The organism is Lentibacter algarum (genome assembly GCF_018860975.1).
In the GTDB taxonomy this organism is placed as follows: Bacteria; Pseudomonadota; Alphaproteobacteria; order Rhodobacterales; family Rhodobacteraceae; genus Lentibacter; species Lentibacter algarum_A.
The window spans coordinates 33,766-52,609 of sequence record NZ_JAHKQI010000008.1 but is presented as its reverse complement, the minus strand read 5'-3'; the positions used below and the strand labels follow the sequence as shown (position 1 = coordinate 52,609).

The window sequence follows — 18,844 nt, the reverse complement described above, 5'->3', positions numbered from 1 at the left end:
CCGACTTTTTCTTTTTAAAATCTCTCATTGCGCCCCCAGCTTCACACACCAGTTAATCCGGCTGCCGCCTGTGTAAGCCACAGCAAGCTCTTCACCGATCAAAGTATCACCGACATCAACCCCATCAGCCGTAAGCCTGATTAACTTGCGGCCGTATTTGTCATGCCCCAATCGCCGGTACGAGACATCACTATTGGCGATGATCTCGCGCAACCGTTTCTTGGCCTTCTCGCCCAGCGCCCGCTCGGCTTCACACCCCGGGTCTTTGGTCTCCGGCGTATCAAATCCGACCAACCTCGCCGTCTGATCACGCCCGCCACACTCCAACTCGACAGTGTCTCCGTCATATACGTAGCCAACCATACACTCACCTGCTGTGCCCATATTGCGCTCCCACATCTGCGCTGCCCCGCTCCAAAGCCCCATCACCAAGAGCCAACCAACGATAACCCGTTTCCAGAACCTGCTCACATCCGGAACACACCAAAGCGTGTGTCTTCAATCGGTGCGTTCAATGCCGCACGTAAGCTCAAAGCCAAAACTTCACGGCTCTTGCGCGGGTCAATGATGCCATCATCCCAAAGCCGCGCGCTGGCATAAAGCGGGTGCGACTGTTCTTCGAACATATCAATCGTCGGTTGCTTGAACTTGGCCTCCTCTTCGGTTGACCATGTTTCGCCTTTGCGTTCGATGCCATCGCGCTTCACTGTCGCCAGAACACCCGCCGCCTGCTCTCCTCCCATCACAGAGATGCGGCTGTTCGGCCATGTCCAGAGGAAACGTGGGCTATAGGCCCGCCCCGCCATGCCGTAGTTGCCAGCCCCGAACGAGCCGCCCACCAGCATCGTCACCTTGGGCACCTTGGTGCTGGCCACTGCCGTCACCATTTTCGCCCCATGCCGCGCGATACCCTCGTTCTCATATTTACGGCCGACCATAAAGCCGGTGATGTTTTGCAAGAACACCAACGGGATCTTACGCTGCGAACAAAGCTCGATGAAGTGCGCGCCCTTCTGCGCCGCCTCGCTGAACAACACGCCGTTGTTGGCAACAATCCCGACAGGGCAACCCTTCACATGCGCAAACCCCGTCACCAGCGTCTCGCCATAGCGCGGCTTGAACTCGTCAAAGCGCGAGCCGTCGACAAGGCGCGCGATCACTTCGCGAATGTCATAAGGCGTGCGCAAATCGGCAGGTACGACGCCAAAGATCTCGTCGGGATCATAAGCCGGCTCTTCACTGTTGCGCCAATCAACCGTCAAAGGCTTCTGACGGTTCAAATGCTCGACAGCCCGCCGCGCCAAAGCCAGAGCATGGCCGTCATCCTCTGCCAAATAGTCAGCCACGCCCGAAAGGCGCGTATGCACATCGCCGCCGCCCAAGTCTTCCGCTGTTACAACTTCACCCGTCGCAGCCTTCACCAGCGGAGGGCCCGCCAGAAAGATCGTGCCTTGTTCCTTCACAATAATGGTCACATCAGACATCGCAGGCACATAAGCGCCCCCCGCCGTGCATGAGCCCATGACAACAGCAATCTGCGGAATGCCCTTGGCGCTCATATTGGCCTGGTTGTAGAAAATCCGGCCAAAGTGGTCGCGGTCGGGGAAGACCTCATCCTGCTGCGGCAGGTTCGCGCCGCCACTGTCAACAAGGTAAATACACGGCAGCATGTTCTCTTCCGCGATCTCCTGAGCGCGCAGGTGCTTCTTCACGGTCATTGGAAAGTAGGTGCCGCCTTTGACGGTGGCATCATTGCATACGATCATGCACTCCTGCCCGCTGACAAGGCCAATGCCCGCAATAACCCCCGCGCCCGGTGCCGCATTTTCATACATCCCGTGCGCCGCAGTGGCCCCGACCTCAAGGAAAGGACTGCCAGCATCCAACAAGTTCGCCACACGATCACGTGGGAGCATCTTGCCACGGCTCAGATGCCGCTCACGGCTCCGCTCCCCGCCACCAAGCGCCGCCGCATCAGCCGCCTCCTGCACCATACGCAGGGCCGCTTCGTGCCCCTCGACGTTGGCCTTAAACTGTTCACTCGTCGGGATCGCTTGTGATTGCAGTTTCATGCTGTCTCCAATTTTGAGAAATTTCTGAATTGATATGAGTACATTATTTATTCGCCTCGCGGACTCTCGGCCTCACCGGAGCAGGCACTCGCGCCCAGCCAAGCTCATATGCCTGCGCTACTGTGCCTTGATCACGCGCCAGCTGATAAGCGAGAACGGCCAATTCAACCCGCCGTGTTGCCTCGCGGGCTTCGCACCACGCTTCCAGCACAGGCGTATTGCCCGCACAATCCGGCCCCGCAGAGCTGCCAGACGCCAATGCCCAGACCTTCTCATAAAGCGCCCCTGAAGGCTGCTCCATGTCAGCGTCCAAACTCTCGGGCGCAGGCAAAGAGGCCAAAATTTCAACACGCAACGCTTCCATCTTCGCAGCCAAGGCATGCTGACAGGCCAAAGGTTCATCACTGCGATCACACAAGATAATTCCGTTCACCCCACAAACATCGATCTGCGCGGCTTCTACATGATCGGCTTGACCCTGGTACAATTCTGAGACCGCCCGCACCCGATCAAGCTCAAAACGTGCGATCTCGGCATCCTTACAGCTGTCAAAGTCGGCGATAAACTCAAGTTCTTCTGCCGATAGTCGCTGTGCGCAGACGGCAAGTGCAATAATGAGTAACAGCCCTCTCATAGATCTGCCTCCGAAGCGGCTTCCATCACAGCCCGTGCCTTAAGCTCTTTGCGGATAACTTTGCCCGTCACCGTCATCGGCAGCGCTTCTACAAACGCAACTTCGCGCGGGTAGCTATAGCTCGCCAATCTTGCTTTAACATAGTCCTGAAGCTCCGCCGCTGAAGCACCAGCGCCGTCTTTTAGCACAACATATGCCTTCACAATTTCATGGCGCAAAGGATCGGGTTTGCCAACGACACCCACTGTCGCAACAGAAGCGTGGGTCATCAGACAGTCTTCAATTTCTGCGGGGCCGATCCGGTAGCCACCGGAGGAAATGACGTCATCCTCACGGCCCACAAAGCGGATGACATCACCTTCCATCACGCCCTTGTCACCGGTCACCAGCCAATCACCGCGAAACTTCTCGGCACTGGCTTGAGGATTGTTCCAGTATTTCAGCATCATCGACGCCGCGCCACGCTTTACAGCAATGTCGCCTTCAGCCTCTGTCACGTCGCCACGCTCGTCAATCACGGCAAGGTCAAACCCGGGAACAGCTTTGCCCGTCGCGCCGCCCGTTGGCTCAAACAGGATTGCGCAGGAAGACACACACATGTTGCACTCGGTCTGCCCGTAAAACTCGTTTATACTCACCCCGAAAGCCTCGCGCCCCCATGCGAGCATTTCAGCCCCCAGAGGCTCGCCGCCGGACGCGACCGAGCGCAAACCGGCTATGGTTTGGTTGGCGGCTTTGAGCATCCGCAAAGCCGTTGGTGGGAAAAACACGTTGCGTACGGCGCCCTCTTGGCAAATGCGCGCAGCCTCGCTCGCCGTAAACTTTGGCAAACGAGCCGCAACCACAGGCACGCCCAGCGCCAGACCTGGCATCAGCACATCAAACAAGCCACCGATCCACGCCCAGTCGGCAGGCGTCCACAAACAATCGCCCTCATGTCCAAGAAAATCATGGCTCATCTCAACGCCGGGCAAATGCCCTGTCAACACGCGGTGCGCATGCAAAGCACCCTTAGGCTTGCCAGTCGTTCCCGAAGTGTAGATCAGCACCGCAGGCTCTTCAGACGCCGTATCAACGAGCGCCACATCGCCCTCGGGCAAATCAAAAGGCACTATTGCCTCGGCCATGTCACCTATCATGCCGGCGCCCTCGGCGTCAGACACCACAAGCGCAAGCCCGCTGTCACCAATCCGGCTTGCTAACGCGTCGCGCTTGAACAGCTTGAACAGCGGCACGGAAATGCAGCCAATCTTCCATATCGCAATATGCGCGGCGGCACACCAGGCGTCTTGTGAGAACAACACACCAACACGGTCTCCAGGGGCGACTCGCTTTGACAACTCCGCCGCCAACCGCCCTGACATATCCGCAAGCTCACCATAAGTGACCTCCCGCCGCCCTTCCGAGAGATCAACAATCGCCACCTGCTCACGCGGATGCGCCAATACCTGCGCCGCCATATTCAATCGTTCGGGAACGGCCCAGTCAAAGCCCTCCCGCAGCGCATCATATGTGGTGGCGGCTGTCAGCATCACAGATGCATGTTCATCAGCTCGCGCCCGATCAGCATACGGCGGATTTCACTGGTGCCTGCGCCGATCTCCATCAGTTTGGCATCACGGAAGATACGCCCGCAGGGATTGTCGGCCAAAAAGCCCGCACCACCAAAGGCCTGCACGGCTTGGTGGGCAACAACCATCGCCTCTTCCGAAGCATACAAACAGCAAGCAGCGGCGTCCTGACGGGTGATATCACCGCGATCACAGGCGCGCGCGGCCTCATAGACGTATGCCCGCGCCGAGTTCATCTTGGTATACATATCCGCGATCTTGCCTTGCATCAGCTGGAAGGTTCCGATCGGCTGCCCGAACTGCTTGCGCTCGGCCATGTAGGGCATGACCTCATCGAGACATGCTGCCATGATGCCGGTGCCGATACCAGCCAGCACGACGCGCTCGTAATCAAGGCCCGACATCAGAACGCGCACGCCTTTACCCTCTTCGCCGAGGATATTCTCGAACGGCACTTCTACGTCTTCAAAGATCAGTTCGGCGGTGTTGGAACCGCGCATGCCGAGCTTGTCAAAATGCGGGCTGGTGGAAAAACCCTTCATACTCTTCTCGACGATAAACGCCGTGATGCCCTTGGTGCCGGCGTCAGGATCAGTTTTGGCATAAACAACCAGAGTTTCAGCGTCAGGGCCGTTGGTTATCCAGTATTTGTTGCCGTTGAGCACGAAACGGTCATTGCGCTTTTCGGCGCGCAGCTTCATCGAGACGACGTCGGAACCAGCGGAAGGCTCGGACATCGCCAATGCACCAACGTGTTCGCCGCTAAGCAGCTTGGGGAGGTACTTGTGCTTTTGCTCGTCAGAGCCGTTGAGCTTGATCTGGTTCACACAGAGGTTTGAGTGTGCTCCATAGGAGAGACTGACGGAGGCAGATGCACGAGCGATTTCTTCTACCGCGATGACATGCGCCAGGTAGGACATGCCCGCCCCGCCGTATTCTTCGGGCGTTGTGATGCCAAGCAGGCCCAGATCGCCCATCTCTTTCCACAATTCATTCGGAAACTCGTTTTTGGTGTCGATTTCGGCCGCCATGGGCTTGACGCGCTCTTGCGCCCAGCGATGCACCATATCTTGCAAGGCAGTGACATCCTCGCCCAATTCAAACTTCATTGATCCCAAGAACATGGGTAATCCTCCCGATTTATTGAACACTTGTTCATTTACTAACTCAAGGCTCGATTCGGTTCAACCCGTTCAGAGTTTTGCAAGGGTTTCGCCCCACGCCTTCGGCGCGGGACGACTGAAGCGGGGGACGTTGTCCCCCGCACCCCCTAGGATATTTCACCAAGAAAAAGGCTTAGCCTGATTGATAGACAGCACTGACTTCAGCTTTGATAATCCGGGCGATGAGCGCGCAATCTTCAACGCTGAAAGTGAGCGGCAAACGCATATCAAGGATACTTGAAAGAACACGATCGCTCGAAGGCATCTTGTCGCTAGGCGCGTAACGCCAGCTGTCATAGCGGCTGGTAAAGCCTGAAGGCTCGGCCCCACCGAACCACTTGAGCTCAACGCCTCGCGCCAAGCAGCGATCAATCACGCTGTTGATTTTGCAGCTTTCCCAGTCAAGCAGTAGAAACTGGATCGAGGATCCGACATAGTTTTCTTGTTCGGACCGCTCGACAATTTGCAGACCGGGCGTGCCCCGCAAGCCGGATTCGACGCACGAATAGCGTTCGTTCCAAGCTGCGCATTGCTTACCCAGTTTGCGCAGCTGGGGCCGTAAAATGGCAGCACGAAGGTTGTCCATCCGGCCGGAAACATTTGGCGTGTGATACTTGATTTTTTCGAACACCTCCGGCGCTGGCGCAGCGAGGTGCCGCTCGTAGAGCATATAGGACCCTGACAGAACAATCGCCTTTGCTGCCAGCACCTCGTCATCGGTGATCAACAGGCCGCCTTCACCCGAATTCAGATGTTTGTATGTCTGCGTCGAGTAGCACCCGATGACACCATCAGTGCCCGACAACCGGCCATTCCATGTTGCGCCCATTGTATGTGCGCAATCTTCAATCACTTTAACGCCATGCTTATTGCAAAGCAGCATAAGCGCATCCATGTCGGCCAGATGCCCACGCATGTGACTGAGCATCAAGACCTCGGCTTGATCAGCTTTGGCCGCCAGGTCCTCGAGATCAATTGTTAAAGCTTCGGTTACACCGACAAACAAGGGCACCGCCCCGAGCGACGCAATCGCACCGGGCACCGGTGCAAGCGTAAACGCATTGGTCAGGACCTTGTCTCCGGCCTTCACCCCCAAAGCCCTAAGAGAGCAGGCCATCGCATAGCCTCCCGAAGCCACCGCGACGCAGAACCGCGCGCCCATTGCCCCCGCAAACTCCTGCTCCAATAGCGCCGTTTCGCCAAACTCGCCTTCAGCCACATTGTAGCGGTGCAATCGCCCGCTGCGCATAACCTCAAGTGCTGCTACGATCCCTTCATCAGGGATCGGTTCTTGCTGGGTAAAACTGCCGGTAAAAATCTCTTGCATATGCCTTTATTGCGCGGCCTGCTGGCAGCCGTCAATCGTTGTCATGCGACTCGGCCGTCGCAACTAATACTACAAAATGTCGCTAAACCAACAGACGCGCTTTCCCGCAGCACGCAGGCTCACAGTATGACAAAACCTCTGACATTCATTCACGCCCTTCAATGGCAAGATATTGCCCCGGCAACACAGGCCCAAACCAAACTCAGCCTGCTTGACTTGATCGGGGTAGCCGCAGGCGGAACATCAACACGCCTCAGCCAGATTATTGCGGCGCACGCTTCTGAAGAATGGGGCGGCACACAGCCACTCCTGTTCTCGCCTCATCAGGCTTCAGCCAGCGGGGCCGCTCTTGCGGGAGGCATGTTGATAGACAGCCTTGATGGCCACGACGGCTTTAACCCAGCCAAAGGCCACATCGGTTGCCCACTTTTCTCGGCTGCTCTCGCAATCGGCCACGAAAGCAATGTTTCAGGTGCTGGTTTTCTTGCCAGCATCACAATGGGTTACGAGTTCGGCGCGCGCGCCTCTGTCGCCCAGCATCGCACCGTGCCTGACTATCACACATCTGGCAGTTGGGGCGCAGTTACAGCCGCCGCTGCCTGCGCCAAGCTACTGAAACTATCTAGTGCTCAAACGCGCCACGCGCTCGGCATTGCCGAATACCACGGCCCCCGCAGCCAAATGATGCGCTGCATTGACCATCCGACAATGTTGAAAGACGGCTCCGGCTGGGGCGCAATGACGGGCGTGTCCGCGACCAAACTCGCCCTTAGAGGCTTCACCGGCGCACCAGCGATCACGGTCGAAAACGCACCTGAGCATTGGAAAGACCTCGGCCAACGCTGGTATGTGCACGAACAATACTACAAGCCCTACCCCGTCTGTCGCTGGGCTCAGGCTCCCATCGAAGCAGCCCTATCCTTGCTCAAAACCCATTCGCTTACGTCACAACAAGTGGACAAAGTCACTGTCGAAACCTTCCATGAAAGCGTGCGCCTCGCCACGTCCCAACCAAAAACAACTGAGGAAGCGCAATACAGCACGTCTTTCCCTGTCGCGGTTGCCATTGCGCGTGGCGACGTTACGCCAGCCGACATCGCAGACGATGCCTTGAACGACCCCGAAATTCTGCGCCTATCTCGCGCCACGGAAATGCGCGAACATGAGCACGCCAACGCCCCCTTCCCCCTCAAACGTCTCGCCCGCGTAACACTGACCCTCACCAGCGGCGCAACACATACCTCAGACTGGATGGAGCCAAAATGGGACCACACGGCCCCGCCAACTGAAGCAGAGCTCCGCGAAAAGTACCACAACCTAGCTGACCCTGTGCTTGGCTTACCGCGTGCCAATGCTATCGAAGATGCCCTCGAAGCACTGGACAACACGCCCCTTTCGATATTGTCCAGTCTCTTGCTCGCAAAAGTGTAAACTGAACTCCAGCGTTTCTTTTGACTTGAACGCTGGAGTTCAAGACTTGCCTAAAGCGCTTGGACTTATTGTTGAGACAGAAGGTGAAGGCGAAGCGCGTGCAAACTATTGGTGCTGTGCGCGCTTCGAAATCAAGTTGTGCCTCAACTTAATCTCGAAACGGCTTTAAGCCGCTAAAGAAGCAAGCTTTCGGCCAATTCTGGTAAATCTTCATACCGCTCAAGCAAGGCCTCAGGCTCAAGCGCTGCCATATCCTCGCCTGATGGGCCGAACGTGACCAGTACACTCGGCACACCAGCCGCTCTGGCGGTGTTGCGATCGGTGTCAGAGTCCCCCACAAGCAAACAGCGCTCAGGTGCTCCGCCCGCAAGCCGTGCCGCCTCAAACAACGGCGCAGGGTCGGGCTTGCGCACCGGCAATGTGTCTGCGCCGACGAGCGAGGCAAACATATCCAGCGCCCCTAAACGGCGCATCAACTCACGCGCAAGCCCCTCGGGTTTGTTCGTGCAAATCCCAACACCAAAGCCACGCCTCTTGAGCTCTTCAACCGCCTCCAGCGCGCCGTCATAAAACACCGTGTGTGTATCAAGCGCTGCCCCGTATGCCTGCAACAGCGCCTTATAATTGGCTTCGACGAAAGCCTCGTCTGGTCGCCCGAGGTGCTCAAGCCCACGCCGCAGCATAGCCTTGCCACCGCGCAAAGCCACGCCGGCATCGCGCTCGACAGTCAGCACATCACCTTCGCCCAGTTGGCGGAAAACAACGTTCGCAGCGGCCAGCAAATCACCGCTGGTGTCAGCCAAAGTTCCATCCAGATCAAAAATAACTGTGCGCATGTCCTGCTCCCGCTGCTGCCTGCCTTGTCACATCTCGCAACATTGCTTGATATCTGCGCTCTTGTGCTATGCGCCACAGCGGATAAAACGGGCCTCAAGCAAAAAGGCAAGAGAAACCATATGAGCACCAACCTGATTATCCTGGCCGCAGGCAAAGGCACACGCATGCACTCCGACATGCCCAAGGTTTTGCATAAGGTTGCTGGAGCGCCGCTGCTCATCCACGCGATGAAAGCCGGAGCGGCCCTTGATCCCGCCCATACCGTGATCGTCGCGGGCCACGGATTTGACGCTGTCAGCGCCGCCGCGATAGATTTCGACGAGGACGCGCAAGTCGTTCTGCAAGCCGAACAAAACGGCACAGGCCACGCCGTGCTATGCGCTCAAGAGGCCCTCGCAGGCGCCACAGGCGACGCCTTGGTGCTGTATGGTGACACGCCCTTTATCAGCCAGCAAACGCTGGAAGCAATGAACGCCGCCCGCGCGGAATTTGATGTGGTCGTGCTCGGCTTTGAAGCTGCCGATGCAGGCCGTTATGGCCGCTTGGTGATGGAGGGTGAAAACCTTGAGCGCATCGTTGAGTTCAAAGATGCATCAGATGAAGAACGATCGATAACGTTTTGTAATAGTGGTGTTATCCTATCTTCGAATAAGCACATGTTCGGGCTGCTAGAGCAAGTCACCAACGACAACGCCTCGGGCGAATACTACCTCACCGACATCATCGGCCTCGCCCGCAAGGCTGGCCTCTCGGCAACCGCCGTTGCCTGCGACGAAGCCGAAACAATGGGCGTCAACTCGCGCGCTGACTTGGCCGCTGCCGAGGCCGCCTTTCAGTCACGCGCCCGCATTGAGGCGCTTGAAAGCGGTGTCACCCTCACCGCGCCCGAAACCGTGTTCTTTGCCCACGACACCTACATCGGCGCAGATACAATCATCGAGCCAAACGTGGTCTTCGGCCCCGAAGTGACTGTCGAGAACGGCGCACACATCCGCGCCTTCACCCACATCGAAGGCGCCCACGTAAGCCGCGGCGCAATTGTTGGTCCCTATGCCCGCCTTCGCCCCGGAGCCGAGCTTAGCGAGAACGTCCATGTCGGCAATTTTGTCGAAATCAAAAACGCCACACTGGCCGAAGGCGCAAAAGCCAATCACCTCACTTACATCGGTGATGCCAGCATCGGTGCGGACACCAACATCGGCGCAGGCACGATCACCTGTAACTATGACGGCGTATTCAAGCACCATACAGAGATCGGCGCGCGTGCTTTTATTGGGTCGAACACCATGCTGATCGCGCCAGTTACGGTTGGCAACGAGGCCATGACTGCCACAGCCGCCGTGATCAATACCGATGTCCCCGATGGCGCATTGGCGATCTCTCGAACACCGCAAGTCAACAAGCCCAACCTCGCAGTTAAGCTGTTTGACAAGCTGCGCGCCAAAAAGAAAAAACAACAAGAAGAGAGCAAGTAGATGTGTGGAATTGTTGGTGTTTTAGGCGACCACGAAGCAGCCCCGCTTTTGGTCGAATCTCTCAAACGGCTTGAGTATCGCGGTTATGACAGCGCCGGAATTGCCACCGTCGATGAAGGCCGCCTTGATCGCCGCCGCGCAGTTGGCAAGCTGGTCAACCTTTCGGATCGCTTGGTGCATGAGCCCCTCACGGGCAAAGCCGGTATCGGCCACACCCGCTGGGCAACCCACGGCGCGGCCAACGAGCAAAATGCCCATCCGCACAGCACCCGCCAAGTCGCGGTTGTGCACAACGGCATCATCGAAAACTACCGCGATCTGCGCACCGAGCTGTCCGCGAAGGGTATCGGCCACGAAACTGACACTGACACCGAAACAGTCGCGCTTATGGCGCAATCCTACCTTGATGAGGGTCAAAGCCCCCGCGACGCCGCCCTCAACACCGTGGAGCGCCTCAAAGGCGCCTATGCGCTGTGCTTTCTGTTTGAAGGTCAAGGCGATCTTCTCATCGCCGCGCGCCAAGGCTCACCGTTGGCCATCGGCTATGGAAAAGGCGAGATGTTCGTCGGCTCCGACGCCATCGCCCTCGCCCCGCTGACCGACCGTGTGACATACCTCGAAGAAGGCGACTTCGCTGTCATTTCGCGCTCCGAAGTGGAGATCCTCGACGCCGAGCGCCGCCCCGCTAACCGCGAAATCAAAACCATCGAGATTGACACAGTGCAGGTCGACAAAGGCGGTCACAAGCACTTCATGTCAAAGGAAATTGCCGAGCAACCCCGCGTCTTGACCGAAGCGATCGGCTATTACCTGTCTGAAAGCGGAGACAACATAACCCTTCCCGATGCGGGCTTTGACTTCAACACAGTCGACCGCCTCGTTATGGTGGCCTGTGGCACGGCATACTACGCCTGCCTGACAGCAAAATACTGGTTCGAGCAGATCGCCCGCATGCCTGTCGAGGTTGATGTTGCCTCCGAGTTCCGCTACCGCGAGCCGCCGATCCCCACGCGCACAGCTGCCCTGTTTGTCAGCCAGTCCGGCGAAACGGCCGACACACTTGCAGCGCTACGCTACTGCGAAGGCAAAGCCAGCGCGATCTTGTCAGTGGTCAACGTGCCGACAAGCTCGATCGCCCGTGAAAGTGATTTGGCTTTGCCGATTCTTGCCGGAACCGAGATCGGCGTCGCCTCAACCAAAGCCTTCACCTGTCAGCTGACAGTGTTGTTCCTGCTTGCCCTCAAGGCAGCACATGACAAAGGCGAGATCGACAACGCCCAGCTCGCCGATCACCTATCGGCTCTGCGCTCGATCCCCTCTGCAGTGAACACAGCCCTCAGCCTCGACAAGGTCTTCGCCCGCGCCGGGCGCAAGCTGGCCGAAGCTCGCGATGTGCTTTTTCTTGGGCGCGGAACCATGTTCCCCCTTGCCCACGAAGGCGCTCTTAAACTTAAAGAAATCAGCTACATACACGCCGAAGCTTATGCGTCAGGAGAGCTCAAACATGGCCCCATCGCGCTGATCGACAAAACCATGCCTGTCGTCGTCAAAGCCCCGCGAGACGCTCTGTTTGAGAAGACGGTTTCCAACATGCAGGAAGTTATGGCCCGTGGTGGCAAGGTCATGCTAATCACGGATGAAGCCGGCGCAAAAGAAGCCGGCAATGAGACTTGGATGACCATCACCATGCCCACCGTCCCTGACGCGCTCACGCCCATTCTGTATGCCGTCCCTGCACAGCTTTTAGCCTACCACACCGCAATTGCTAAAGGTACCGACGTCGACCAACCCCGCAACCTCGCAAAGTCGGTGACAGTAGAATGACAGACGCCCCGACACCAAGACCCCCTCTGCCGATCGGCGGCTGGCTCGTTCTCTTGGCGATCGGCATCGTGCTCAGCCCATTTGTGTTGCTCATTCAAGTCGTGCCGCTTTACTCCGCCTTGTTCTCTGACAGCACCTACGCCTTGCTCACAACACCGAGTTCCGAGTTCTATCACGCCATGTGGAAGCCCCTGCTCTGGTCTGAAATGATCTTCAACGGTCTATTCATTTGCGCCGCCATTTGGATCGCCTATCTGTTTTTCAACAGAAAAGAGCGTTTTCCCAAGGCCTACACCGTCATTGCCGTCTTTTCTCTGGTGTTCATTTTGGGTGACGCCTACGCCATTACGCTCATTTTACCGAATGAGCCGATGTTTGATCCTGAGACCGCAAAACAACTCCTTAGGGGGGTCTTTACGCTGTGCGTCTGGTGCCCCTACGTGCTGATCTCGCAGCGATCAAAAGACACATTCATGCTATAAGCAGCCTAACCCTTCCAAATTCGGATACCTTATGACACTTCAAGAAGCCCTCACTGCCCTCAAAGCCGCCGCCGAAGAAGGCCGCGCCGAAGGTATGGCAGACTATCACAAAGTCCCGCGCGAATACCTCGGCGTGCCCAATCCGGCGATCAATGATCTGGCGAAAGAGTGGCGCGGCCAAATGAGCGTCGAGGAGCGCGTTACCCTCGCAGACGAACTCTGGAAAACCAACATCTTTGAAGCCCGCCTCGCTGCAGCAAAACTGCTCACGCAGGCGCGCATTTCGCCGGATGAAGCTGTCTGGGAGCTGATCAAATCATGGGTACCCGATTTTGACAGCTGGGCGATTGCCGATCACGCGATGATGGCCGGACAAAAGCGTCTTGTCGCCAAGCCCTCGCGCATTGAAGACATCGAACCTTGGACCAAATCAAGCGAGCACTGGGTGCGCCGCGCCGCGATGGTCGTCACCCTGCCCTACACCAAGCAGAACCACCCCAAACCAGAAGAGCTCGCGATCCGCAAACGCGTGCTCGGATGGGCCGTGGCATATGTCGAAGACGACGAGTGGTTCATCCAGAAATCTGTCGCTTGGTGGCTGCGCGACCTCAGCAAACACGACGCACCACGGGTCGAGTATTTCCTTGCGAACCATGCGCGCAAAATGAAGCCTTTCGCCCGTAAGGAAGCCGCTAAGCACCTGCCCAAAGAAGGCTAAGCGCGCCAACGCAGCATGCGTTTTTCAAGCAACCCGATGCAGGTGCTCACCACCACACCGAGCAGCGACAGAATAACCACGCCCGCAAACAGGCGCTCAAGGTCATAGAGCGATCCGGCCTGCAAGATATAGGCTCCAATGCCATATTCCGCTCCGAGCATTTCGGCAGCAACCAGCAAAATTATCGCAATCGCAAGGCTGATGCGCAGGCCAGAAAGTATCCCCGGCATCGCCCCGGGCAATACAATTTTGCGCACGATCGAAAACCAGCTCAGCCCAAAGCTCTGCCCCATGCGAATGAGCGAGCGATCAACATTATCGACCGCGCCATAAGTGGCAACAACGGTGGGCGTGAAGGTGCCAAAGGCAATCAGCGCATACTTTGACCCCTCATCAATACCAAACCAGATCACAAACAGCGGCAACAGCGCAATCTTGGGGATGGGAAACAGCGCAGCAACCAAGGGCACAAGCCCCGCGCGCACGTAAGAAAACAAGCCGATCAAAACACCGACAGACATGCCAATGCTGACACCGAGCGCCGCACCTACAAGAAGCCGCGTCAAGGAGGGCACGAGGTGCTTCATCAACAAACCACTCTGCCAAAGCTCGCCAAACGTGGCCAGCACATCCGAAGGCTTGGGCAAAGTCAGCGGCGTGATAAAGCCCGAGCGCGTGCCCCATTCGGCCAGCGCAATCAGCACCACGAACACCACGAGTCCAACGCCCCGCCGCGCCGACGGAGCAAAGCCACCGCCACGAAAACGGACTTCTCGAGGATCAGACATCCAGCAACTCCTCATCGGCGGCCTTGGCCTCTTCGCGCATCAAGTTCCACAGGTGGCTCTGCACGGCTTCAAGCTCGGGGTTACCATGCGAGCGCTCACTCAGCGGCATATCGATGCTGACAACCTCACGGATCTGCCCGGGCCGCCTCGACAGCACCGCAATCTTATGACCAAGGCGCACAGCCTCAGCGAGGTTGTGAGTGACGTAAACCGCCGTAAAGGGCGCCCGCGTCCAGAGGCTCACAAGATCATCCATCAGGAGTTCACGCGTCTGCGCATCAAGTGCAGAAAGCGGCTCATCCAGCAGCATCACAGCCGGGTTCACGGCCAGCGCACGTGCAATTGCGACACGCTGTTTCATCCCACCAGAGAGCTGGCGTGGCAACGCCTCTGCAAAGTCGCTCAGCCGCGTGCGCGACAGCACATCAGCAATGATAGCCTCGGCCCGATCACCGCGAATGCCGTGATCTTCCAACACCAACGAGACATTGCCCCGCACCGTGCGCCAAGGCAGCAAGGCAAAGTCTTGAAACACATAGGTCAGCGGGTTGAGACAGCCCTCAGGTGGCGAACCGACTTGCAAAACACGGCCCTTTGTCGGGCGTTCCAACCCGCCCAAAAACCGCAGCAAGGTTGACTTGCCACAGCCCGAAGGCCCCACCAAACAAACGATCTGATCGCTCGTCACCTCAAGCGAAATGTCGCGCAGAACCTCGGTGTCGCCATAAGAATGGCTGATGCCTTCAAGGCGAATGTCCATGATAGATGCCTCTCAAATAGACAGCAGGGCGCAGATCAGAAACCCACGCCCTGCTCTCAAACATTAGGCTTCGAATGTTTCGACAAAGCTTGTGTCGAGCACCGTATCGAGGCTGATATCCTTGCTCACCAAATCCTCTGATTGGAACCAGCCCAGCTGATCTGCAATCGACGCGGTGTTAAGTTTGGCCCCCTCATTGAGACGCATCGTGCCGTTGATGATCGACGGTGCCGCCTTCTCGCGCGGGCGGTCAGTGTAAACATACTTATGGATCAGATCGACCATCTCGTTCACACCGTCATCACCACCATCTTTGGCAATCATCGCAGCGTTGTAATCAGCGACGCCCTTTGAGTAGCTGGCGAGGAAGTCGCCAGTCTGGGCCTTCTCGTCGGCAGCGTTCTTTGCCGAAGTGAACAGCGTTGTCACTTGGTAGGCCGGCAGATAATCCGAGATATTGCCAATGATATGCACAGCACCCGAGCCAGCCAGAGGCTTGGCGATATGCGGCACAATCGACCACGCATCAATCTGGCCCGACTTCAACGCACCAATCACCGCACCGACTTTTTGCAGCGGCTTGAACGTCACTTCGATGCCTTCTTTTTCGGCAACTTTGCTGCCCATGTAGTGGAACGACGACCCTGCCTGCGTAACGCCAAAGCTCTTGCCGCCAAGCATAGCTGCCGAAGTGAGGCCCGCCTTGAACGCCGCGTCCGAAGCAAGGATCTTTTGCCCGTCAATCCCCGGCTCTTCGCTCAACGCGCCGCCGATCACCTTGATCGCGCCCTTGTCAGCCAATGAAATTAGTCCGCCTGACATCGCCGTAACAGCATAGTCAACGTCGCCCGAGGCAATCGCCACGGCCATAGGCTGCGCGGCCTGAAAGAATTTCAGCTCCACATCAAGGCCTGCATCGGCAAAGTAGTTGCGCTCAAAAGCAACAAAGCTACCTGCATGTGACGTAAAGCGCAGCGCGCCGACAGTGATCTTCTTGCCGCTGGCAATCGCCGGAGCGGCAAGCGCCGTGCCCGCCGCCGCGCCGATGAGGCCAAGTGTTTGGCGTCTGTTGAAGGTAACCATGATATTTCTCCCTTTTGGTCGGTATTTGTAGTCTGTTAGCTTAGGTCAGCCCATCAGCCCGTCAGGCTGTCTTGGTAAAGTTCTAGAACAGTTTCATCTTCTTGAACAACAGGTATTCAGCCAGCAAAACAGCCACCAACCCGCCGCAAGTCAGCCAAAAGCCAAAGGGATTTTCCGCCAAAGGCAGCCCGCCGACGTTGATGCCTAACAAACCGGTGACAAAACCGATGGGCAGGAAAAACGCAGAAACGATTGTCAGCACAAACATCTGGTTGTTCATCCGCTCCGCGCGGGCGTCACTCACTTGATCATGCACAACCTGTGTGCGGTCTCGAATGCTGTCAAGTTCCTCACAAAGCCTCATGATCCGGTCAATCGCTTCGCGCAGGTAACTGCGGCTGTCTTTGGTCACCCAGGCAAAGCCCTCTACTTCAAATGTCGTCAAGGCATCGCGCTGCGGCAACATATAGCGCCGCAAGCTGATCGCAGACCGCCGCACATCCGCAAGCAGACGGCGCGCATCGCCGGTATCCTCAGAGGCAATCACTTCCTCAATGCTATCAACCGCTTCGTTGAGATCAGCAACAACAGGTTCGGCACGGTCGGCAAGCCGCAAGGCAAATGCCGCAATCAGTTCCGCACCCGAGCGCGGCGCACGGTCAGATCGTAGCATCGCAACAACGTCTTCCAGCGCTTTCAATGGCCGGATACCGCAGCTGATAATCCGGTCTTTTTCGGCCCATATCCGCAGCGAAATCATATCATCAGGCGCGGCACCATTGTTGAGGTTCACCCCACGCAAAACTATGATGGCTCCGTCGCCGTGGGCACTGCATCGAGGACGGGTTTCACCCGCTGTTAGCGCTGAACGGGTGATATCATCAAGCTCGTGGCTTTCAACGGCTTCGCCGAGCGCTTCCAGACTGCCCTGCAAATGGATCCAGCGATAGCCCCCCGCGGGAACGGCTTTGAGGTCTCCCGCAGGTTCAACCTCGATCGGCACAGCCTTGCCCGCTTTCGAAACGGCAAACCCGAATGACTGGATCATCTGTGGTTTCGCTGCGGGTGTGTCCATCAATTCACGAACACCTGCACTTCGCTCAAGTCCGTCAACGGCGCTTCAACCACACGCAAGGCCGCCAGCGACATGCGTGAGCCCGCGCTTGCTGGCCCGTCAAGCGGAATGAGATCAAGCTCGACGGCTTTGCCGTTCTTGCCGTAAACAACCCGCCCCTTGGCAGCAGTTTTCACCAGCGGTGTCTTGATCCATAGGCCCGGCTGCGCAGGGTCACCCAACGAAGCAACCGTCACTCCGAGCGCCTTGCCCTCGCCCTTCTGCGTCGCCTCCTTGGCCGCCTCTACTGCGGCGGTTTTCTCGGCGGCACTGGTGGTGTCAAACTGCGCTGCTGTGGTCGCATTCGCAGGTGGCCGCTTGGCTGGCGTCGTGTTCAGCCCGTCAGGCCGCGCTTTTGGCCGCATCGCTTGCGCCCCGTCACCGGGCGGCACACTTTCAGAAGGTTTCGGTACAACTGCACAGGCCGCGAGCAAGCCACACAGGATCAAACTGGTAAAAATATGTCTCATGTAAAACAAGTTAATCGCACGGCACGCCCTTTGCCAGTAAGAAACACCCTTGCCCCGCCCCTGCGCAGCACTTAACTGTTTTGGCATGACAACACCGCTCATCGACCCGTTTATGCGCCCGATCTCATACCTGCGTGTCTCCGTGACAGACAGGTGTGACTTTCGCTGTGTCTATTGCATGTCCGAGAACATGAATTTCTTGCCCAAGAAAGAACTCCTGACACTCGAAGAGCTTGATCGCATGTGCTCAACCTTCGTTGGCCTCGGCGTTGAAAAGCTGCGCATCACCGGCGGCGAGCCTTTGGTGCGCCGCGATATCATGACCTTTTTTAACAGCATGTCGCGGCATCTTGACAGCGGCGATCTCAAAGAGCTGACCCTGACAACCAACGGCAGCCAACTGCACCGCTTTGCCAAGGATCTGCATGCCGCCGGTGTGCGTCGCATCAATATCTCACTCGACACACTCGATGAGAAAAAATTTGCCGACATCACCCGTTGGGGCCGCTTGCCGCAAGTGCTCAAAGGCATTGACGCTGCCCGCAACGCCGGCCTGCGGGTCAAGATCAACGTGGTGGCGCTCAAGGGCTTCAACGAAGATGAGCTGTTCAGCATCGCCGACTGGTGCGCTCAAGAAGATATGGACCTCACCTTTATCGAAGTTATGCCTATGGGCGACATCGGCAATGAAGACCGCATCGACCAATACTGGCCGCTGGAAGATCTGCGCGCCCGCCTTGCCGAGCGCTTCACGCTCACAGACCTCCCCGAGCGCACAGGCGGCCCTGCTCGCTACGTGAAGCTTGAAGAAACCGGCCAGAAGATCGGTTTTATCACCCCGCTGACACATAACTTCTGTGAAAGTTGCAACCGCGTGCGCCTCACCTGCACCGGTGAGCTGTTCATGTGCCTCGGCCAGGAAGACAACGCTGATTTGCGTGCACCTCTGCGGGCCAACCCCGACAGCACAACCCCGCTTGATGCCGCGATCCGTGACGCCATCTCGCGCAAACCCAAGGGCCACGACTTTGACTATTCACGCCAAAACGTCGGCGGACAAATGTCGCGCCACATGAGCCACACAGGCGGCTAAGC

The 18,844-nt window shown here is 57.4% G+C and carries 18 protein-coding genes; 6 read left to right on the top strand and 12 right to left on the bottom strand.

What is annotated here, in order from left to right; genetic code table 11:
* Nucleotides 1-24: 24 nt before the first annotated feature.
* From KO498_RS09590 to KO498_RS09565, 6 genes are all read right to left on the bottom strand, one after another.
* The gene (locus tag KO498_RS09590) at nt 25-471 is read right to left on the bottom strand and encodes a thermonuclease family protein (RefSeq protein ID WP_215959688.1); all 447 of its coding nucleotides are present in this window, start codon (nt 469-471) and stop codon (nt 25-27) included.
* Nucleotides 468-2,072 carry a carboxyl transferase domain-containing protein gene (locus KO498_RS09585; RefSeq protein ID WP_215959687.1) on the bottom strand — a complete coding sequence of 535 codons (1,605 nt, stop codon included), beginning with the start codon at nt 2,070-2,072 and terminating at the stop codon, nt 468-470. The genes KO498_RS09590 and KO498_RS09585 overlap by 4 nt, the downstream gene beginning before the upstream one ends.
* Nucleotides 2,073-2,115: 43 nt before the next feature.
* A complete protein-coding gene (locus KO498_RS09580) occupies nt 2,116-2,706 on the bottom strand; it encodes a hypothetical protein (protein ID WP_215959686.1) in 591 nt (196 codons plus the stop codon).
* Nucleotides 2,703-4,238, bottom strand: a complete 1,536-nt coding sequence (locus KO498_RS09575; RefSeq protein WP_215959685.1) for an AMP-binding protein — start codon at nt 4,236-4,238, stop codon at nt 2,703-2,705. The genes KO498_RS09580 and KO498_RS09575 overlap by 4 nt, the downstream gene beginning before the upstream one ends.
* Nucleotides 4,238-5,401, bottom strand: a complete 1,164-nt coding sequence (locus tag KO498_RS09570; protein ID WP_215959684.1) for an isovaleryl-CoA dehydrogenase — start codon at nt 5,399-5,401, stop codon at nt 4,238-4,240. Before KO498_RS09570 ends, KO498_RS09575 begins: the two co-directional genes overlap by 1 nt.
* A 172-nt stretch (nt 5,402-5,573) precedes the next feature.
* The gene (locus tag KO498_RS09565) at nt 5,574-6,767 is read right to left on the bottom strand and encodes a DegT/DnrJ/EryC1/StrS family aminotransferase (RefSeq protein WP_215959683.1); all 1,194 of its coding nucleotides are present in this window, start codon (nt 6,765-6,767) and stop codon (nt 5,574-5,576) included.
* 126 nt (nt 6,768-6,893) lie between these two features.
* On the opposite strand from KO498_RS09565, the gene KO498_RS09560 reads away from it, so the two are divergent.
* Nucleotides 6,894-8,198, top strand: coding sequence for an MmgE/PrpD family protein (locus tag KO498_RS09560; protein WP_215959682.1), 1,305 nt, complete (start codon nt 6,894-6,896; stop codon nt 8,196-8,198).
* Between the two features lie 173 nt (nt 8,199-8,371).
* Here KO498_RS09560 and KO498_RS09555 read toward each other — a convergent pair whose 3' ends face one another.
* Entirely contained in the window at nt 8,372-9,034 is a 663-nt protein-coding gene (locus KO498_RS09555; RefSeq protein ID WP_215959681.1) for an HAD-IA family hydrolase, read from the bottom strand.
* A 120-nt stretch (nt 9,035-9,154) separates the two neighbouring features.
* Between KO498_RS09555 and glmU the strand changes: the two genes are divergently transcribed.
* The 4 genes from glmU to KO498_RS09535 are packed head-to-tail and all read left to right on the top strand — an operon-like array spanning nt 9,155 to nt 13,534.
* Nucleotides 9,155-10,510, top strand: a complete 1,356-nt coding sequence (gene glmU, locus KO498_RS09550) for a bifunctional UDP-N-acetylglucosamine diphosphorylase/glucosamine-1-phosphate N-acetyltransferase GlmU (protein ID WP_215959680.1) — start codon at nt 9,155-9,157, stop codon at nt 10,508-10,510.
* Entirely contained in the window at nt 10,511-12,334 is a 1,824-nt protein-coding gene (gene glmS / locus KO498_RS09545) for a glutamine--fructose-6-phosphate transaminase (isomerizing) (RefSeq protein ID WP_215959679.1), read from the top strand.
* Nucleotides 12,331-12,816 carry a DUF2569 domain-containing protein gene (locus KO498_RS09540; RefSeq protein ID WP_215959678.1) on the top strand — a complete coding sequence of 162 codons (486 nt, stop codon included), beginning with the start codon at nt 12,331-12,333 and terminating at the stop codon, nt 12,814-12,816. Before glmS ends, KO498_RS09540 begins: the two co-directional genes overlap by 4 nt.
* A 31-nt stretch (nt 12,817-12,847) precedes the next feature.
* Entirely contained in the window at nt 12,848-13,534 is a 687-nt protein-coding gene (locus KO498_RS09535; RefSeq protein WP_215959677.1) for a DNA alkylation repair protein, read from the top strand.
* On the opposite strand, the gene KO498_RS09530 is transcribed toward KO498_RS09535, so the two are convergent.
* The 5 genes from KO498_RS09530 to KO498_RS09510 all read right to left on the bottom strand — a co-directional run bounded on the left by KO498_RS09530 (nt 13,531) and on the right by KO498_RS09510 (nt 17,749).
* Complete coding sequence (locus KO498_RS09530; RefSeq protein WP_215959676.1) at nt 13,531-14,322, bottom strand: ABC transporter permease; 792 nt, start codon at nt 14,320-14,322, stop codon at nt 13,531-13,533. The two genes, KO498_RS09535 and KO498_RS09530, sit on opposite strands and share 4 nt — an antisense overlap.
* The gene (locus KO498_RS09525; protein ID WP_215959675.1) at nt 14,315-15,082 is read right to left on the bottom strand and encodes an ABC transporter ATP-binding protein; all 768 of its coding nucleotides are present in this window, start codon (nt 15,080-15,082) and stop codon (nt 14,315-14,317) included. The genes KO498_RS09530 and KO498_RS09525 overlap by 8 nt, the downstream gene beginning before the upstream one ends.
* A 63-nt stretch (nt 15,083-15,145) precedes the next feature.
* Nucleotides 15,146-16,165 carry an ABC transporter substrate-binding protein gene (locus tag KO498_RS09520; RefSeq protein ID WP_215959674.1) on the bottom strand — a complete coding sequence of 340 codons (1,020 nt, stop codon included), beginning with the start codon at nt 16,163-16,165 and terminating at the stop codon, nt 15,146-15,148.
* Between the two features lie 82 nt (nt 16,166-16,247).
* Nucleotides 16,248-17,240, bottom strand: a complete 993-nt coding sequence (locus tag KO498_RS09515; protein WP_215959673.1) for a zinc transporter ZntB — start codon at nt 17,238-17,240, stop codon at nt 16,248-16,250.
* A complete protein-coding gene (locus KO498_RS09510) occupies nt 17,240-17,749 on the bottom strand; it encodes a hypothetical protein (RefSeq protein ID WP_252731374.1) in 510 nt (169 codons plus the stop codon). Before KO498_RS09510 ends, KO498_RS09515 begins: the two co-directional genes overlap by 1 nt.
* Before the next feature lie 85 nt (nt 17,750-17,834).
* On the opposite strand from KO498_RS09510, the gene moaA reads away from it, so the two are divergent.
* Nucleotides 17,835-18,842: a GTP 3',8-cyclase MoaA gene (gene moaA / locus KO498_RS09505; protein WP_215959672.1), complete on the top strand. Its 1,008-nt coding sequence runs from the start codon at nt 17,835-17,837 to the stop codon at nt 18,840-18,842.
* The last annotated feature ends 2 nt before the right edge of the window (nt 18,843-18,844 follow it).

Bases quoted from the DNA above. Each gene is read 5' to 3' on its own strand.
- KO498_RS09520 (WP_215959674.1), bottom strand. From the start codon at position 16,165: ATGGTTACCTTCAACAGACGCCAAACACTTGGCCTCATCGGCGCGGCG.
- KO498_RS09530 (WP_215959676.1), bottom strand. From the start codon at position 14,322: ATGTCTGATCCTCGAGAAGTCCGTTTTCGTGGCGGTGGCTTTGCTCCG.
- KO498_RS09535 (WP_215959677.1), top strand. From the start codon at position 12,848: ATGACACTTCAAGAAGCCCTCACTGCCCTCAAAGCCGCCGCCGAAGAA.
- KO498_RS09555 (WP_215959681.1), bottom strand. From the start codon at position 9,034: ATGCGCACAGTTATTTTTGATCTGGATGGAACTTTGGCTGACACCAGC.
- KO498_RS09575 (WP_215959685.1), bottom strand. From the start codon at position 4,238: ATGCTGACAGCCGCCACCACATATGATGCGCTGCGGGAGGGCTTTGAC.
- KO498_RS09570 (WP_215959684.1), bottom strand. From the start codon at position 5,401: ATGTTCTTGGGATCAATGAAGTTTGAATTGGGCGAGGATGTCACTGCC.
- glmU (WP_215959680.1), top strand. From the start codon at position 9,155: ATGAGCACCAACCTGATTATCCTGGCCGCAGGCAAAGGCACACGCATG.
- KO498_RS09515 (WP_215959673.1), bottom strand. From the start codon at position 17,240: ATGGACACACCCGCAGCGAAACCACAGATGATCCAGTCATTCGGGTTT.
- moaA (WP_215959672.1), top strand. From the start codon at position 17,835: ATGACAACACCGCTCATCGACCCGTTTATGCGCCCGATCTCATACCTG.
- glmS (WP_215959679.1), top strand. From the start codon at position 10,511: ATGTGTGGAATTGTTGGTGTTTTAGGCGACCACGAAGCAGCCCCGCTT.
- KO498_RS09510 (WP_252731374.1), bottom strand. From the start codon at position 17,749: ATGAGACATATTTTTACCAGTTTGATCCTGTGTGGCTTGCTCGCGGCC.
- KO498_RS09560 (WP_215959682.1), top strand. From the start codon at position 6,894: ATGACAAAACCTCTGACATTCATTCACGCCCTTCAATGGCAAGATATT.
- KO498_RS09580 (WP_215959686.1), bottom strand. From the start codon at position 2,706: ATGAGAGGGCTGTTACTCATTATTGCACTTGCCGTCTGCGCACAGCGA.
- KO498_RS09525 (WP_215959675.1), bottom strand. From the start codon at position 15,082: ATGGACATTCGCCTTGAAGGCATCAGCCATTCTTATGGCGACACCGAG.
- KO498_RS09565 (WP_215959683.1), bottom strand. From the start codon at position 6,767: ATGCAAGAGATTTTTACCGGCAGTTTTACCCAGCAAGAACCGATCCCT.
- KO498_RS09540 (WP_215959678.1), top strand. From the start codon at position 12,331: ATGACAGACGCCCCGACACCAAGACCCCCTCTGCCGATCGGCGGCTGG.
- KO498_RS09585 (WP_215959687.1), bottom strand. From the start codon at position 2,072: ATGAAACTGCAATCACAAGCGATCCCGACGAGTGAACAGTTTAAGGCC.